Here is a 16,029-nt window from a genome sequence, read left to right as displayed (position 1 = left end):
CCGCAGGCGGTACGTCCATGCCCTCCATCGAAACCCTCATCGAGGACGCCTTCGAGCGTCGCAACGACCTTGGCCAGACCGAGATCGAGACCCACCTGCGTCCGGCCCTCGCGCAGGTGATGGAACTGCTCGAAGCGGGCGAGCAGCGCGTGGCCGAGCCCGACGGGCAAGGCGGCTGGAAGGTCAACCCGTGGCTCAAGAAGGCGGTGCTGCTGTTCTTCCGCATCAACGGCAACCGCGTGGTCGACGGCGGCCCGGCGCTGGCCTTCGACAAGGTGCCGCTGCGCTTCGGCCACGGCAACGACGCCGAACTGGAATCGCTCGGCGCGCGCGTGGTGCCCGGCGCGCTGGTGCGCCGCGGCGCGCACATCGCGAAGGACGCCGTGCTGATGCCCTGCTACGTCAACATCGGCGCCTACGTCGGCCCCGGCACCATGGTCGACACCTGGGCCACGGTCGGCTCCTGCGCGCAGATCGGCGCGCGCGTGCACCTGTCCGGCGGCGTGGGCATCGGCGGCGTGCTCGAACCGCTGCAGGCCAACCCGACCATCATCGAGGACGACTGCTTCATCGGTGCGCGCTCGGAAGTGGTCGAGGGCGTCGTGGTGGAGAAGGGCAGCGTGATCGGCATGGGCGTGTTCCTGGGCCAGTCCACCCGCATCTACGACCGCGCCACCGGCGAGGTCAGCTACGGCCGCGTCCCGGCCGGCAGCGTGGTGGTGGCCGGCAGCCTGCCGGCGAAGGACGGCAGCCACAGCCTGTACGCGGCGGTGATCGTCAAGCAGGTGGACGAGAAGACGCGCGCCAAGACCGGCATCAACGAGCTGCTGCGCAGCGCCGGCTGACCCACTACCGTGTAGGAGCGGGCCCGCCCGCGATGCTCCGGTTCTCCGAGCCGCAACGCAAAGGCATCGCGAGCAGCCGCTCCCGCGAAAACCGCCAGACCTTCGGACCGAGCGATGACCATCACCCTCTACGGCCTTCCCAACTGCGACACCTGCAAGAAGGCGCGCAACTGGCTCGCCCGCTTCGAGGTGCCGCACGCCTTCGTCGACTACCGCGCGAACCCGGTGCCCGCGGCCACCCTCAAGCAATGGGCGCAGCAGTTGGGCGGCTGGGAGAAGCTGGTCAACAAGTCGTCGACCACCTGGCGCAACCTGCTGCCGCAGCGCAAGAACCCGGGCAGCGACCCGGAGTGGACGCTGCTGCTGAAGGAGTACCCGGCACTGGTGCGCCGGCCGGTGGTGGTGCAGCCGGATGGCGCGGTGAGCGTGGGTTTCACCGACAACGGCTTCAAGAAGCTGTTCGGCACATGAGCGGCGCGGCTTCGGAGGACATTGCCGGATCGCCGTATCCGCGGCGGCCTGGAGACGCCCATGCGTGACGTGCTCGAGCTGGCCTGCGAGCTGATCCGCCACCCGTCGGTCACGCCCGACGACGCCGGCTGCCAGGCCCTGATCGCCGCCCGTCTGGCGCGCGCCGGCTTCGCCATCGAACACCTGCGCTACGGCGAGGTGGACAACCTCTGGGCCACGCACGGCAGCGGCGGCCCCACGCTGGTGTTCCTCGGCCATACCGACGTGGTGCCGAGCGGCCCCATCTCGGCCTGGCGGACGCCGCCGTTCGAGCCGGTGGTACGGGACGGCGTGCTGTACGGCCGCGGCGCGGCCGACATGAAGGGCTCGGTGGCGGCGATGGTGGTGGCACTGGAGCGCTTCGTCGCGACCCATCCGCGGCACGCGGGCCGGGTCGCCCTGCTGCTGACCAGCGACGAGGAGGGACCGACCAACCTCGACGGCGTGCGCCGTGTGGCCGAGACCTTCCGGGCGCGCGGCGAGTGCCCGGACTGGTGCGTGGTGGGCGAGCCCTCGTCGAAGGCGCGGCTGGGCGACCTGATCCGCGTCGGCCGGCGCGGCTCGCTCTCGGCGACCCTCACCGTGCGCGGCGTGCAGGGCCACGTCGCCTACCCGGAGAAGGCGAGCAATCCCATCCACTCCTTCGCGCCGGCACTGGCCGAGCTGGCCGCCACGCGCTGGGACGAGGGCAACGCGGACTTCCCGCCGACCTCGTTCCAGGTGTCCAACCTCAACGCCGGTACCGGCGCCACCAACGTGATACCGGGCGAGCTGGTCGCCGCGATCAACTTCCGCTACTCGACCGCCAGCACGGCCGACAGCCTGCGGGCACGCACCGAAGCCGTCCTGGCCCGCCACGGCCTGGACTGGCAGCTGGACTGGATCCTTTCCGGCGAGCCGTTCCTGAGTCCCGCCGGCGGCCGCCTGCGCGAGACGGCGTGCGCGGTGTGCCGCGAGCTGTGCGGCATCGAGCCGGAGCAGAGCACCGGCGGCGGCACTTCCGACGGGCGTTTCATCGCGCCGCTGGGCGTGGAGGTGGTGGAGCTGGGGCCGGTCAATGCGACCATCCACAAGGTGGACGAGTGCGTGGCGGTAGAGGACCTGGAACGGCTGCCGGCGGTCTACGCGGCGATCTGCGAGCGGCTGCTGGCCGACGCCGTCGCTGCACCGTAGGGGTGAGCCTGCCCGCGGGGCTCCGGCTCGAGCATCGCGTCGGAGCAGAAGAGCATCGCGAGCAAGCTCGCTCCTACAGGGGGGCGGGAGTGGGCGGGGTGACGCAGGCTTGCGCCCGCTCGAGCATCACCTTGCGTTCCTGCGCGTTGCGCGTGAGCTGCGCCGCCCGCTCGAATTCCGCGCGGGCCTCGTCGCGACGGCCGAGCTTCGCCAGCAAATCGCCCCGCACCGCAGGCAACAGGTGGTAGTTCGCCAGCGCCGGCGTGTCCCCCAGCGCGTCGACCAGCGCCAGGCCGGCCGCCGGACCTTCGGCCATCGCCACCGCCACCGCGCGATTGAGCTCCACCACCGGCGAGGGCGCGACGCGCGCCAGCGTGGCGTACAGCGCGGCGATGCGCGGCCAGTCGGTGGCCTCCGCCGTGGCGGCGCGCGCGTGGCAGGCGGCGATCGCGGCCTGCAGCGCGTACGGGCCTTCGGCGCCGCCCAGCTTGCGCGCGCGTTCCAGCGCATCCAGGCCGCGGTGGATCAGCAACTGGTCCCACAGCGCGCGGTTCTGCTCCAGTAGCAGCACCGGGCGTCCGTCGGACGCCACCCGGGCGTGCAGGCGCGAGGCCTGGATCTCCATCAGCGCCTGCAGGCCCAGCACCTCCGGCTCGCGCGGCATCAGCCCGGCGAGGGTGCGGCCCAACCGCAACGCCTCCTCGCACAGCGAGGGGCGGATCCAGTCGTCGCCGGCGGTGGCGGTGTAGCCCTCGTTGAAGATCAGGTAGATCACGCCGAGCACGGCGGCCAGCCGCGCGCCGAGCTCCTCGCCGCGCGGCACCTCGAACGGCACGCGCTTGTCGGCCAGCGTGCGCTTGGCGCGCACGATGCGCTGCGCGATGGTGGGCTCGGAAGTGAGGAAGGCGCGGGCGATCTCGCCGGTGGTCAACCCCCCGAGCAGGCGCAGGGTGAGCGCGACCTGGGCGTCGGCCGAAAGCGCAGGATGACAGGCGGTGAAGATCAGCCGCAGCAGATCGTCGCCGATGTCGTCGTCGAGGGCTTCCAGGTTGGGCATGGTGAACGCCTCGCTCTCCGGGTCACCGTCCAGCGCCGCATGCTTGCGCTCGACCAGCTGGCGGTGCCGCAGCAGGTCGATGCCGCGCCGCTTGGCCGCGGTCATCAGCCAGGCGGCCGGGTTGTCCGGCACGCCGGCCGTGGGCCAGTGCTCCAGCGCCGCGACCAGCGCGTCCTGCGCCAGCTCCTCGGCCAGGTCGATGTCGCGCACGACCCGGATCAGCGCGGCGACCAGCTTGGGCGCCTCCAGGCGCCAGACGGCTTCGATTGCACGGTGGGTGTCGGCTCGGCTCATGCGGCCGATCAGACCACCGCCCGCCGGAGGCGGCAAGCCCGCGCGAGCCGGGAGCCGCGCAGGCCGCCCTAGCGCTGACCAGCCAGCTCCCCGCGCATGCGCTGCTCGGTCGCGCGCAGCTCGGGCGTCAGCGCGTCACCGAAGTCCTCCGCCTCGACCAGCGGGCGGATCTCGATCGCGCACTCGCCCTCGAACGGCGCCGGGCAGCGGCGCACCCATTCCAGCGCCTCGTCCATCGAGCGCACCTGCCACAGCCAGAAGCCGGCGATCAGCTCCTTGGTCTCGGCAAACGGACCGTCCACCACGCTGCGGCCGCCGCCGGCGAAGTACACCCGCTTGCCCGCCGCGCTGGGCTTCAGGCCCTCGCCGGCGAGCATCACGCCGGCCTTCACCAGTTCCTGGTTGAACGCCATCATGTCCGCCAGCAGCTTCGCGCTGGGCGGCACGCCCGCTTCCGACGCGGCGGTCGCCCGCACCATCACCATGCACCGCATACCGGTTCTCCTCACGTGGGAGGCCGGCGGGATGCCGGCTCCTGTCGGCACGACGGCTGGGCGCGAGGGTTTTCGACACGCCCCGGGCAGTCGCGGCCGGTCAGCCGCAGCGGGCACACTCGGGCTCGGCACGACCATCCAACAGGAGCCCCCATGCACGCCAGCGGTACCTTCGACGTCCAGCTCGCCCCGCACCGCTCGCCCCCGGCCTGGAGGACGCGCCACTGGGGCGCCTGACCATCGACCAGCGCTTCCACGGCGACCTGCAGGCGACCAGCCGGGGCGAGATGCTCTGGGCCGGCACCGCGGTGCAGGGCTCGGCCGGCTACGTGGCGATCGAACGCGTCATCGGTGAGCTGCCTGGCCGCCCGGAGAGCTTCGTGCCGATGCACTTGGGCCTGATGGAGCGCGGCGCCCCGGCTGCGCGTATCGGAGGAACTGCTGGGTCTGCGCGGCGAGCTGGCAATCCGCGTCGACCACGGCCGCCACGCATACACATTCGAGTACGCGTTGCCCTGAAGGAGTCCCCTCCTCCGGCGGGGCTGCACGCATTAGCGTTGCGGGGGCCGCAGCGTCAGCGTCCATTTCGCCGGACCCGGCAGCAGGGGCGTGGGTCGCCCCTCGACCCAGTCGGCATGCCCGGCGCCGTAGTAGGGCGAGAGCGGGTTGTCGCTCTGCCCGGACGGCATCTGCAGGATCCCCTGCGCCTCGTGGCCCGGCGAGACCACCAGCCGTTCGGACGCGCCGAAACCCGGCGCAGCCACGCGCGGCATGTTGGCGTCGCCGGGCAGCGGCTGGTCGGGCATGTCGAGGAAGCGCGCCAGCATGGCGGGCAACGCCGCCGAGAGCGGATGACGGATGCCGCTGCGGTTGACCTCGCCCCAGCGGCGCGCGGCCAGGCCGCCCGGCTCGCCGCCCAGCCGGGTGGCGACGGCCCGGGCCGCATCCAGCAGCAGCGCGTCCCAGTCCTTGTACGTCGGGTCGAGCAGCCACGCCGGCTGCGCCCGCAGCAGGGTCCATACCGCCGCCTCCGGATCGCTGCCGACGGGCCAGGCGAAGGCCGGGAAGCGCGCCTGCACGCGCGCCACGAACGGCGCCAGCACCGTGCGGTGCACCTCGTCGCGGAAGGCGCGCACCAGCCGGTAATCCACGCTGTCCGGCGCGGCCCGGTTGCGCCAGTTGGCGGTGAGCCCGCGCAACTGCCGCAAGGCCGGGTCGCGGGTGCCAGCCAGCACGTCCTGCAGCAGCCGCTGCCAGGGCGTGAGCAGCACCGCACGATTGTCCAGCTGGATGTCGAGCAGGTTGCCGGGCGAGAACACGCTGTACGTGGCCAGGTCGTCGCGGATCTGCTGCGCGCGTGCGCCCAGGTCGTGGCCGCCGTTGCCGAGCAGCTCCAGTTCCGGGCCGTCGACGGTGCGGTTGTTGGCGGTCCACAGCCGCCCGTCCACCGGATCGACCAGGCGCGGGTACCGGGCCGGTGCGGCCCAGCCGTGCCAGCCGCTGCCCGGCTGCGAGCCGTCGACCGGCTGCTGCGGGTCGGTGCCCGGCGTGCGCAATGGGATCGCGTTGCCGGCGATGGTCCAGCCGATGTGTCCTTCGCGGTCGGCCACCAGCAGGTTCTGCGGCGGCAAGCCCAGCGTCGGCGCCAGGTGCAGCGCGTCGCTGACACTGGGCGCGCGCTCGAGCTGCATCAGGCCCAGGTTGTAGGCCTGCGGATGATGCGCGATCCAGGCCAGGGCGAGCGGGGCGCCATCGGTGTCCCTGGCCAGGATCGGGCCCCAGCGGGTGTCCTCCACCTCCAGCACGCGGTCGGGCGCGCCCTTGACGCGGATGCGCTCGGCATGGCGCTCGATCGTCGCCCAGCCGCCCGGCACGGCGTAACGCGAGGGGGCTGCCGGGTCGCGGGTCACCCGCACCCAGTCCAGCCAGTCGCCGTAGCTGTTGGTGAAGCCCCAGGCGATCTGCCCGTTCGAGCCGGCCACCAGCACCGGCGTGCCGGGCAGGGTGACGCCGACGGCGTCGCGCGTGCCGCCGGGAGCGCCGGCATCGGGGTAGCGCAGCCGTGCGCGGAACCAGATGTCGGGCACGCGCAGGCCCAGGTGCATGTCGTTGGCGAGCATCGCCGCACCGGTGTCGGTGAGCCGCCCGGCGACGGCGAAGCTGTTGCTGCCCGGCGCACGGGCCTGCAAGGCCGGCGCCAGCGCGGCGGCGACCGACCGCGCGGACGTCGCCGCCGCAGGAGGCCCGCGCAGGTCGAGCACCGCCGGGCCAGGGAGCAGGGGCGGGTGCGACAGCGTGCCGCTGAGCGGCGCCTCCCAGTCCGGGTCCGGCGCGAGCAGGAAATCCACCAGCGGTGCGGGCAGCGCGGCGCGCATGCGCGCGATGTCCAGTTCGCGGGTGTTGTGGCCGTGGCCGTTGAGGTCCAGGTACATCGCGGCGACGACCAGCAGGCTGTCCTCGGCGCGCCAGGGGCGCGGCTGGCTGGCGAGCAGGTCGTATTCCCACGGTTTCCTGCGCAGGTCGGCGAGCCCCGCGTTGACGCCGTCGCGGTAGCGCTCGAGCACCTGCCGCTGCGCCGGCGCCAGTGCCGCGTAGGCGGCCTGCGCCACCGCGCGCAGGCGGTGGCGGCGCAGGTCCAGGTCGCTGTCCAGCGCGGCGGGCCCGACCAGTTCGGCCAGCTCGCCGGCCGCCGCGCGGCGCATCAGGTCCATCTCGAAGAAGCGCTCCTGCGCGTGCACGAAGCCCAGTGCGAAAGTGATGTCGGCGCGGCTGCGCGCGGCGAGGGTGACCGCCCCGTTGGCGTCACGGATCACCCGCACGGGGGCGGCGAGGCCCGCCAGCGTGACCTCGCCTTCCAGGCGGGCGCGGCTGCCGGCGAGCAGGTACCACCCGGTCGCGAACGCGCCGACCAGCAGCAGCGCCACGGCCAGCGACAGCCCGAGCAACAGGCGGGATGACCGGCGCCTCATTCGCGCTCGAACACCGCGAAGATACCGGCATAGGGCTTGACCATGAAGGCCGGCGCGCCCGCGTAGCCTTCGCCGTCCAGGTAGAACTGCGAGATGGTGCCGTCCAGGAACAGCGCGTCACGGCAGCCCAGCTCGTCGCGGAACAGCCGCGCGAAGGTGTGGAAGTTGACCGGTCCCTCGCTCACTGCGAACACCACCTCGTGCGGGGTGCGCGCGCAGACGCCGCTGCGCCACTTGAGGCTGTCCGAATCGTGCACGAAGGCCGGGTTGATCTGGCCGTCGATCACCAGCATGGGCCCGGACTGGGTGGCCCACTGCGGCTTGCGGCCCTGCGCCTTGAACGCGGCGCTGGTCTCCACCTCGGCGCGGCCGTCCGGATAGATGGCGAACACGCCGTTGGGGAGCAGCGAGAAATTGCCGGAGGCAGGATTGCCGTGGGCGAGGTTCAGCGGCACCAGCGCCTTGCCGTCCTCGACGTAGAGGCCGAGCGGCCGGTAGGCGGCGTCGTAGATGCCGGCGTTGGCCGCGAACAGCAGGCGCCGCCCGTGCTTCTCGCCCCACAGGCGCAGGCTGTCGATGTCGCCGAACGGCTCGCCGTCTTCCGGCGCGCGCCAGTGCAGGGTGAGCGGCTCGCGCCGGAGGTCGATGCTGACCACGCGGTAGCTCTGCCCCTCGAAGCTGCGCTCCTCGCTGTCCAGCGCGCGCGCCTGCGGCGCACAGCCGGCCAGCGCAGCCAGCAGCAGGGCGGCGATCGGCGCGAGCGGCAGGCGGCAGACGAAGCGGATCATCCCGCTGATGGTCGCCGCCCGGGTGCGGCGGGTGCAAGTGTGCGCGCGGCGTGCGTTCAGCCGCGGCGCTACACTTGCCGCTTTGCCACGACGCCCGCCGATGTCGAACGCCTACTGCCCGATCGTCGCCACGCTCGGCTACGTGCTCTCGCCCGACCGCGAGCACGTGCTGATGATCCACCGCAACGCGCGCCCGGACGACCAGCATCTGGGCAAGTACAACGGCCTGGGCGGCAAGATGGAGCCGGGCGAGGACGTCGCCGCCTGCATGCGACGGGAGATCCGCGAGGAGGCCGGCATCGAGTGCACTTCGATGCGCCTGCGCGGCACGCTCAACTGGCCCGGCTTCGGCAAGCACGGCGAAGACTGGCTGGGTTTCATCTTCCTGGTCGACGGCTTCGAGGGCGTCGCGCACGCGGGCAACCACGAGGGCACGCTGGAATGGGTGCCGCGCGCGCGGCTGATGGAGCTGCCGATGTGGGAGGGCGACCGCCACTTCCTGCCGCTGGTGTTCGACGCCGACCCGCGGCCCTTCCATGGCGTCATGCCGTACAAGCACGGACGCATGCTGTCGTGGTCGTACAGCCGGCTGTGAACGGGGCGCCGCCGGTCATCCGCATCGTGGCGGCGGTGATCCGCGACGCCCACGGCCGTACCTTGCTGGTGCGCAAGCGGGGCGCGGCGGTGTTCCAGCAACCCGGCGGCAAGCGCGACCCGGACGATGCCGGGGACCTGGCCACCCTGGCGCGGGAACTGCGCGAGGAACTGGGCTGCCGGCTGCTGCCGGGCTCGGTGCGCCGGCTCGGCCGCGCGAGCGCCCCGGCGGCGAACGAGGCCGGGTACCTGGTGGAGGCCGAGGTGTACGAGGTGGCGGTCGATGGCACGATCGCGGCGCAGGCGGAGATCGCCGAACTTGCCTGGGTCGATCCAGCCGCGCCCGGCGACCTGCCGATCGCCACGTTGAGCCGCGAGCACATCCTGCCGCGGCTGGCCGCGCCGGGGCCGAGCGGCGGCTAGCGCCGGCCTGCGCTCAGGGCACCTCCGCCGTCCAGGCCGCGCCGGCGAACTTGTCGCGGGCCAGCGCCTCGGCGCGGGCCAGTTCCTCCGGGCGCAGCGTGTCGTCGGCGAGGCCGTGGCGGCGACGGAAGGTGGCGACCATGTGCTCGATGATGGCGGCGCGCGCCAGGCCGGTCTGGCGGCGCAGGGGATCGACACGCTTGGCGGCGCTGCGCGTGCCCTTGTCCGACAGCTTCTCGCGGCCGATGCGCAGCACCTCCAGCATCTTCATGGCGTCGATGTCGTAGGCCATGGTCACATGGTGCAGCACCGCGCCGCCGCGGTGCGCCTGCGCGGCGCCGGCGATCTTGCCGCCTTCGGAGGTGATGTCGTTGAGCGGCTGGTACCAGGCCTTGATCCCCAGTTCGGCCAGCGCCTCGATGGTCCAGGCGTCCATGAAGGCGTAGCCCTCCTGGAAGCTCATCCCGGTGGTCAGCGACAGCGGCGCGTAGATGGAATAGGTGATGGTGTTGCCCGGCTCGACGAACATCGCGCCGCCGCCGGACACGCGCCGCACCACCTCGATGCCATGCCGCCGCGCCGCGTCCGCGTCGACCTCGTTGCGCAGCGACTGGAAGCGGCCGATCACCACCGCGGGAGCGGCCCACTCCCAGATGCGCAGGGTGGGCGCGCGGCGGCCGGCGCCGACTTCGTGGGTGAGCACCTCGTCCAGTGCCATGTGCAGGGCCGGTGCCTGGGGGCCGGCATGGATCAGGCGCCAGGTGTGGTCGCGCCAGCCGGTGCGGTTCATGCGGCCGGATCTCCGGTCACCGCGCGACGTACCGCGACCGCCACCGCTTCCGGCGAGATGCCGTACATGATCACGCCCGGCGCGAGCTGCGCGCGCACGGCGGCGGCCAGGACCTGTTCGTCCGCGTCGGCGGGATGACCCTCGAGCGCCGCGTCGATGGCGTGCAGGGCGTCGTCCGGCTCCAGGAAGAAGTCCCCGCTCACCTGCACCTCGGCGAGGCAGCCGTCGCGGACCGCCAGGTCCACCACGATCAGCTTGCCGCCGGGCATCTTGTACTCGCCGTGCATGCGGGTTCCTTCGGCCACGCTCCGCTGCAAGGCTAGCGCAGCACTGCGCGTTCGTCAGTGGCCGCGGTCGTGAAAGTGGCCGGTGCCGGCACCGATCGACACGCTGATGCCTCCGCTCGGGTGCTGGCAGCTGCCGAAGGCCTTGCTGAGGTTGACCGTGCCGCGCTGGTAGCTGCCGCCGACGTGGCTGCCGGCCACCACGCCGGTGCCGACGCTGCCGTGCACCTGTGGCTGGTTGTAGTTGGCGTCGTCGCACGCGTCGGCGAGGGTCTGCTCATCGGCGGCGGTGCGGCCGCTGGTGTCGCCGTAATAGACGCCCGGGGCGCTCGCCGGCTTCGGCGCCGTGGACGCCGCCGGAGGCACGTCGCTCGGCGGCAAACGGAGGTCGAGCGGCTTGCCCGAGGTCTGTGCCGCGGCCGGCAGGGCCAGCAGGGCGGCGAGGAGAACGGCGGCGGGGAGCTGGGGGCGCATGGGGAGATCCGGTGGGGGCGGTGCCTGTCTCAACGGCGGGAGAACGGTCGCGTGTACCAGGTTGGAGCGGCGGCGGGCGCGAAAGTTCGGCGGCCGTGCTTCCGCCCCACCGAGGAGAGACCGAGGTGAGGGCGGGCTCGCCGGACGGTCGGCCCGGAGGGGCCCATCGCGAGCGAGCGCCCCTCACCGCGCCCCTCTACCCGGAGCGAGGCGGAGCCCGTTTGCAGTGGCCGCCTCAGCCGGTGGTTCCGATGCGCTCGACGCGGCGCAGGCCGCGCGGCAGCAGGCTGCCGCGGGTGGCGCGGTTGCCGCCGTACTCGACCAGGTCGTTCCAGCGGAGGGTGAGCTTGCGCTGGCCGGCGTAGAGCGTGACTTCACCCTTGCCCTCGGCCACCACGGCGACGCCCGCCACGCGCTCCTCGCCGCTGGCGAGTTTCGCCTTCGGGATCTCGATCAGCTTGTTGCCCTTGCCCTTGTCCAGTTCCGGCAATTCGGCGACCGAGAACATCAGCAGGTGACCCTCGGTGGTCACCACCACGATGCGGTCGCGCGCCGGGTCGGCGCTGGCCTGCGGCTGCAGGATCCTGGCCCCCTCGGTCAGGCTGATGATCTGCTTGCCGGCCTTGTTGCGGCCGGTGAGCGCTTCGAAGCGGGTGACGAAGCCGTAGCCGAAGTCTGTGGCGAGGATCAGCCGCGTGTCGTTGTCGCCGGCGGCAAGCGCGTCGAAGCTGGCGCCGGCGGGGGGGGTGAAGCGGCCGGTCAGGGGTTCGCCGTTGCCGCGCGCCGAGGGCAGCGTGTGCGCAGGCGTGGAGTAGCTGCGGCCGGTGGAGTCGATCACCGCGACCTGCTGCGTGGTGCGCGCCTTCACCGCCGCGAGCAGGCCGTCGCCCTCGCGGTAGCTCAAGCCCTCGGCGTCGACGTCGTGGCCCTTGGCGGCGCGGATCCAGCCCTTCTGCGAAAGCACCACGGTGACCGGCTCGCTGGCGACCAGCGCGCTCTCGTCCAGCGCCTGCGCCACCTCGCGCTCGACCAGCGGCGAGCGGCGCGCGTCGCCGTACTTGGCGGCATCGGCGCGCAGTTCTTCCTTGATCAATCCCTTGAGTTTGGCGGGCGACTTGAGCAGCACGTTGATGCGTGCGCGCTCCTCCTCCAGCTGGCTGCGCTCGGCCTCGATCTTCATCTCCTCCAGGCGGGCGAGCTGGCGCAGCTTGGTCTCGAGGATGTAGTCGGCCTGCTCCTCAGACAGCTTGAAGCGCTTGATCAGCACCGGCTTGGGCTCGTCCTCCGAGCGCACGATGCGGATCACCTCGTCCAGGTTGAGGTAGGCGATGTGCAGGCCTTCGAGCAGGTGCAGGCGCCGCTCCACCTTGCCCAGGCGATGGTTGAGGCGGCGCGTGACGGTGTCGGTGCGGAAGCTCAGCCACTCGCCGAGGATCTTCCTGAGGTCCTTGACCTGCGGGCGGCCGTCCAGGCCGATCATGTTGAGGTTGACGCGGTAGCTCTTTTCCAGGTCGGTGGTGGCGAACAGGTGCTGCATCACTTCGGCCGAGTCGACGCGGCTGGAGCGCGGCACGATCACCAGGCGGATGGGGTTCTCGTGGTCGGATTCGTCGCGCAGGTCCTCCACCATCGGCAGCTTCTTGGCGCGCATCTGCGCGGCGATCTGCTCGAGGATCTTGGAGGGGCTCACCTGGTGCGGCAGCGCGGTGATGACGATGTTGCCGTCCTCGACCTGGTACACCGCGCGGGCGCGCAGCGAGCCGGTGCCGGTCTGGTAGATCGAGAGCAGCTCCTTGCGTGGGGTGATGATCTCCGCCTCGGTGGGATAGTCCGGACCGGGCAGGTGCTGGGCCAGCTCCTCGACGCTGGCGTCGGGGTTGTCCAGCAGGTGGATGCACGCGGCGACCACCTCGCGCAGATTGTGCGGCGGGATGTCGGTGGCCATGCCCACGGCGATGCCCATCGAGCCGTTGAGCAGCACGTGCGGCACGCGTGCCGGCAGCCAGGAGGGCTCCTCCAGCGTGCCGTCGAAGTTCGGCACCCAGTCCACCGTGCCGTGCGCCAGCTCGCCCAGCAGCGCCTCGGCGATGGGGCTGAGTTTGGACTCGGTGTAGCGCATCGCCGCGAAGCTCTTCGGATCGTCCGGCGAGCCGAAGTTGCCCTGGCCTTCGATCAGCGGATAGCGGTACGAGAACGGCTGCGCCATCAGCACCATCGCCTCGTAGCAGGAGCTGTCGCCATGCGGATGGAACTTGCCGATCACGTCGCCGACGGTGCGCGCGGATTTCTTGGGCTTGGCGGTGGCGGCCAGGCCCAGCTCGCTCATCGCGTAGACGATGCGCCGTTGCACCGGCTTGAGGCCGTCGCCGACGAACGGCAGGGCGCGGTCGAGCACCACGTACATCGAGTAGTCGAGGTAGGCCCGCTCGGCGTATTCCTTGAGCGGGATCTGTTCGAAATTGGCTTGCAGGTTCATCTAGGGGTCCAGGCTTCGGGCGCGCTCGGCGCCGGCAACCGGACGATGGTGCCAGAACGGACGGTCGTGGGGACAGGGCCACCGCCCGGGTGTCCGATGTGCGGGGCCCATCGCTTGCACGGAAGAGCGGCTCCGGTGGATACGGAGCCGCCTTCCCGCGTCAACCGGCCGGCTGCATCTGGAGCACCACGCTGCCGATGTGGTTCTGCTCGGCCCGCTTGCACACCGCCTGCAGGGCCGCCGCGCCATGGGCGAACCGCAGCGGCACGCGGACGGCGACGGCGTCCTTGTCCGAGGCCACGATCGCCGCGTCGCCGCGCGAGACGTAGGCGCCCGCGTCGTGCAGCGTTGCGTTCCACAACTCGCTGAGGTGCTCGGCGCTCATCATCATCTTCATGAAACCGTCCATATCGCGCGTGGCGCCCTGGAAGTCCTGGTGGACGAGCGCGTCGGCAAGGGCGACGACCTTGCCGGCGCAGTCATCGGAAGCGTGGGCCGGTGGCGCCCCGAGGGCGAGGATGCAGGCGAAGGCGAGGGTGGCGGAACGGAGCGCAAGCATGGGTTTCTCCCGGGATGGATGGCAATGGATCGGCGCGCGGCCGGGCGGTCAATGGACAATGTTCCCGCCGGCGTCCTGGCAACCGTTGAGGGGATCGGAGAAGCCGATCACGGTGTTGCCGATGCAGATCGTGTCGGCGTTGCCCCGGCCGGCGATGCCGAACCCGGTCGCCGGGTCGATGAACACCTGGTTGTCGTCCACCCGGATGCCGGTGTTCTGCGCGAAGATGCCGAACGCGGTGCTGGCCGTGATGCCACGGATGCGATTGCGCCAGGCCACGCTGCCCGCTTCGTGCAGCTGGATCGCGCGCGCTCGTGCCGGTCACGCCGGCGATGGTGTTCTCCGTGACGTCACCGGCCACGTCGATGGCGACCGGGGCGTACACCGAGGCGTTGCCGGTTGCGGTGACGAGATTGCGCCGCACGCGGTTGCCGGTGCCGTCGACCAGGATGCCGGTGGCGATGTTGCCGTCCAGCCGGTTGTCCTCGACCAGGATGCCTGCGCCGCCGCCGAGATCGATCCCGCGTCGAAAGCCGCGAACGATGCAATGGCGGATCGTCGTGCCTCGCCAGCCGTAGCCGTGGATGCCCTCGGCTCCGCTGCCGCTCCCGGCGGTCGAGCCGTCGAGCCGGAAGCCGTTGCAGTCGAGGGTGACGTCGTTCGCGGCAATGGCGATGGCGTCGCCGCTGGCGGCCGCAGTCGCCAGGTCGTGGCGCAGGCACCACGTCCCCGGCGCCGTGAGGGTCGCCGGAACCGTATCGATGAAACCGGTGCAGTTGTCGTAGCTCTCGGCGGCCCGGGCGGGTCGCAGGACGAGCAGGCCGCCGAGCAGTAGCAGGGCGATCACGATGTGTCGAAGGGTGGGCATGGGAGAGTTCCTGGAAGGGTGTGGAGGGCGGCCGGCGTGGTTTTCACGCCCGGTCCGGCCCGGGCGGTCAATGCAGGTCGAAGCTGTCCACGCCCTCGCCCTGCACCGGGTCGCAGGTCAGCCAGCCGGTCGGCGTGAAACGCGCGAACCGCAGCGGGACCTGCACCGTGGTCGAGCCGTCCTCGTTGCGCACCACCGTGGGGTCGCCGTGCGAGAGGTAGGCGCCGAAGCCGCTGTCGCCGACCAGCGAATCCCACAGGTCGGGCAGCTGGCGCGGAAAGGAGATCTGCCTCATGTGCGCATCCATTTCCCGCGCGGCCGCGGCGTAGTCGTGCCGGCCGAGCGCGCCCAGCAGCGCGTCGGCGTGCGCTACGCACGGGTCGGCCGCGGCGCCGGCTGCGGGCGCGGGCGCGGGCGGCAGGGCCACGACGCCGGCGAGAAGGACGAGGCGCGCCGCGTTCATGGCGCATCCGGCTGGAACGACCAGCGCACGTCGGCCTGGACCGGGATGCGCAGGTCCATGGCGTGCGCGGGCATCCGGTCCAGCACCCGGTAGGCGATCACCTTGCGTCCCGAGAAACCGCCGCCGTGGAAAGGTTGCGGGTCGAGGGCGATCGGGGCGATCTCCACCGTCGAGGCGTGGGTTCCCTGGCTGTCCTTGACGGTGACCGGAATGGACAGCATGGGCAGCCGGAGCCGGTATGCGTGGCCGTCGTAGTCGACATCCAGGCGGGGCACCAGCCGCGAATCGGTGAGCGCCGGGCGGCAACCCAGGTGGCGCTCGCCGCGGCGCCAGCCGTTGCCGCTCACGGGTGTGGCGTAGCCCTCGCCGATGTCGACGTCCTTGAACGCGTCGGTGTCGGCCACCGTTGCGTTCACCGTGCACTCGCCGTCGCGGTAGTACCACTGGGTCCGCTCGACGACCTTTCCGGCCACCGGGTGCCGGCCTTCCTCGGCGAGCGCCGCGCGCTGGGCGGGGGACATGCGGTCGGCCATGCGCATGGCCGCGGCCGTCGCACAGGCCTCGTCGTCGCCGCAGGCCTGCATGGCCGCGACCAGCTCGCCCCGGTCGGCGCCCATCAGCGCCTGCATCCGGTTGGCATGCGCCATGAGCCTGCCCGCGTCGGTCTTCACGCTGACCTGCCCGGTCGCGTCCAGATGCCAGTGCGCTTCGATGCGCTGGTCGACGGTGCCCTCGCGGAAGTGCGGGCCGTGCGGGTCGCCCTGCTCGGCGTGGCCGTGCAGGACGATGGTGTAGTTGAGCGTGCCGCCCCGGTCGGCGTGGCCCGCAAAGGCGGAGCCGCAGGCGAGCAGGGCGACGGCCATCGTCGCCAGGCGTAGGGAGCGTCGAGCGGTGGGTGCGGGTGCGGTCGGGGCCATGTCGGTTTCCTCGTTGCGGTGTCGCCCGCCCGGTCAGGCGGTGCGCGCAGT

Annotated in this window: 17 protein-coding genes and 2 pseudogenes; 6 read left to right on the top strand and 13 right to left on the bottom strand. The window is 72.0% G+C overall.

What is annotated here, in order from left to right:
* The first annotated feature begins 17 nt into the window (after window positions 1-17).
* From dapD to dapE, 3 genes are all read left to right on the top strand, one after another.
* Window positions 18-845 (top strand): 2,3,4,5-tetrahydropyridine-2,6-dicarboxylate N-succinyltransferase, encoded by an 828-nt coding sequence (dapD, locus tag WAT24_RS06315; RefSeq protein WP_336806985.1) that lies wholly within the window; start codon window positions 18-20, stop codon window positions 843-845.
* 114 nt (window positions 846-959) lie between these two features.
* A complete protein-coding gene (locus tag WAT24_RS06310) occupies window positions 960-1,316 on the top strand; it encodes a Spx/MgsR family RNA polymerase-binding regulatory protein (protein ID WP_336806984.1) in 357 nt (118 codons plus the stop codon).
* A 60-nt stretch (window positions 1,317-1,376) separates the two neighbouring features.
* Window positions 1,377-2,528, top strand: a complete 1,152-nt coding sequence (gene dapE / locus WAT24_RS06305; RefSeq protein WP_336806983.1) for a succinyl-diaminopimelate desuccinylase — start codon at window positions 1,377-1,379, stop codon at window positions 2,526-2,528.
* Between the two features lie 73 nt (window positions 2,529-2,601).
* Here dapE and WAT24_RS06300 read toward each other — a convergent pair whose 3' ends face one another.
* Together WAT24_RS06300 and WAT24_RS06295 are read right to left on the bottom strand one after the other, a co-directional pair.
* The gene (locus WAT24_RS06300) at window positions 2,602-3,879 is read right to left on the bottom strand and encodes an RNA polymerase sigma factor (RefSeq protein WP_336806982.1); all 1,278 of its coding nucleotides are present in this window, start codon (window positions 3,877-3,879) and stop codon (window positions 2,602-2,604) included.
* Between the two features lie 68 nt (window positions 3,880-3,947).
* Entirely contained in the window at window positions 3,948-4,373 is a 426-nt protein-coding gene (locus WAT24_RS06295) for a YciI family protein (RefSeq protein ID WP_336806981.1), read from the bottom strand.
* A gap of 41 nt (window positions 4,374-4,414) precedes the next feature.
* Here WAT24_RS06295 and WAT24_RS06290 point away from each other — a divergent pair.
* Window positions 4,415-4,741, top strand: a pseudogene (locus WAT24_RS06290) (DUF3224 domain-containing protein); the annotation flags it as partial.
* 183 nt (window positions 4,742-4,924) lie between these two features.
* Here the strand turns inward: WAT24_RS06290 and WAT24_RS06285 are convergent.
* Together WAT24_RS06285 and WAT24_RS06280 are read right to left on the bottom strand one after the other, a co-directional pair.
* Window positions 4,925-7,342, bottom strand: coding sequence for a penicillin acylase family protein (locus WAT24_RS06285; protein ID WP_336806980.1), 2,418 nt, complete (start codon window positions 7,340-7,342; stop codon window positions 4,925-4,927).
* A complete protein-coding gene (locus tag WAT24_RS06280) occupies window positions 7,339-8,130 on the bottom strand; it encodes a phosphodiester glycosidase family protein (RefSeq protein ID WP_336806979.1) in 792 nt (263 codons plus the stop codon). The genes WAT24_RS06285 and WAT24_RS06280 overlap by 4 nt, the downstream gene beginning before the upstream one ends.
* Before the next feature lie 100 nt (window positions 8,131-8,230).
* On the opposite strand from WAT24_RS06280, the gene WAT24_RS06275 reads away from it, so the two are divergent.
* Both WAT24_RS06275 and WAT24_RS06270 read left to right on the top strand, forming a co-directional pair.
* The gene (locus WAT24_RS06275) at window positions 8,231-8,725 is read left to right on the top strand and encodes an NUDIX hydrolase (RefSeq protein WP_336806978.1); all 495 of its coding nucleotides are present in this window, start codon (window positions 8,231-8,233) and stop codon (window positions 8,723-8,725) included.
* Window positions 8,704-9,147 carry an NUDIX hydrolase gene (locus WAT24_RS06270; protein WP_336806977.1) on the top strand — a complete coding sequence of 148 codons (444 nt, stop codon included), beginning with the start codon at window positions 8,704-8,706 and terminating at the stop codon, window positions 9,145-9,147. The genes WAT24_RS06275 and WAT24_RS06270 overlap by 22 nt, the downstream gene beginning before the upstream one ends.
* Window positions 9,148-9,160: 13 nt before the next feature.
* Here the strand turns inward: WAT24_RS06270 and WAT24_RS06265 are convergent, their stop codons facing one another.
* The 9 genes and pseudogenes from WAT24_RS06265 to WAT24_RS06225 form a co-directional block, all read right to left on the bottom strand.
* Window positions 9,161-9,937, bottom strand: a complete 777-nt coding sequence (locus WAT24_RS06265) for a lipoate--protein ligase family protein (RefSeq protein WP_336806976.1) — start codon at window positions 9,935-9,937, stop codon at window positions 9,161-9,163.
* Complete coding sequence (gene lplB / locus WAT24_RS06260; protein ID WP_336806975.1) at window positions 9,934-10,224, bottom strand: lipoate-protein ligase small subunit; 291 nt, start codon at window positions 10,222-10,224, stop codon at window positions 9,934-9,936. Before lplB ends, WAT24_RS06265 begins: the two co-directional genes overlap by 4 nt.
* A gap of 54 nt (window positions 10,225-10,278) precedes the next feature.
* Window positions 10,279-10,695 carry a hypothetical protein gene (locus WAT24_RS06255; RefSeq protein WP_336806974.1) on the bottom strand — a complete coding sequence of 139 codons (417 nt, stop codon included), beginning with the start codon at window positions 10,693-10,695 and terminating at the stop codon, window positions 10,279-10,281.
* Window positions 10,696-10,930: 235 nt separating this feature from the next.
* Window positions 10,931-13,171, bottom strand: a complete 2,241-nt coding sequence (gene parC / locus WAT24_RS06250) for a DNA topoisomerase IV subunit A (protein ID WP_336806973.1) — start codon at window positions 13,169-13,171, stop codon at window positions 10,931-10,933.
* Between the two features lie 160 nt (window positions 13,172-13,331).
* Window positions 13,332-13,730, bottom strand: coding sequence for a DUF3887 domain-containing protein (locus tag WAT24_RS06245; RefSeq protein WP_336806972.1), 399 nt, complete (start codon window positions 13,728-13,730; stop codon window positions 13,332-13,334).
* Window positions 13,731-13,778: 48 nt separating this feature from the next.
* Window positions 13,779-14,009 (bottom strand): hypothetical protein, encoded by a 231-nt coding sequence (locus WAT24_RS06240; RefSeq protein ID WP_336806971.1) that lies wholly within the window; start codon window positions 14,007-14,009, stop codon window positions 13,779-13,781.
* Between the two features lie 154 nt (window positions 14,010-14,163).
* Window positions 14,164-14,598, bottom strand: a pseudogene (locus WAT24_RS16515) (hypothetical protein); the annotation flags it as partial.
* 67 nt (window positions 14,599-14,665) lie between these two features.
* Window positions 14,666-15,061 carry a hypothetical protein gene (locus WAT24_RS06230; RefSeq protein WP_336806969.1) on the bottom strand — a complete coding sequence of 132 codons (396 nt, stop codon included), beginning with the start codon at window positions 15,059-15,061 and terminating at the stop codon, window positions 14,666-14,668.
* Window positions 15,058-15,978: a hypothetical protein gene (locus tag WAT24_RS06225; protein WP_336806968.1), complete on the bottom strand. Its 921-nt coding sequence runs from the start codon at window positions 15,976-15,978 to the stop codon at window positions 15,058-15,060. The genes WAT24_RS06230 and WAT24_RS06225 overlap by 4 nt, the downstream gene beginning before the upstream one ends.
* Window positions 15,979-16,029: the final 51 nt, after the last annotated feature.

It is taken from the genome of Fulvimonas yonginensis (assembly GCF_037137055.1).
GTDB lineage: Bacteria > Pseudomonadota > Gammaproteobacteria > Xanthomonadales > Rhodanobacteraceae > Frateuria_A > Frateuria_A yonginensis.
Note: the sequence above shows the minus strand (reverse complement) of the source record. Positions and strands in the feature narration are given on the sequence as shown.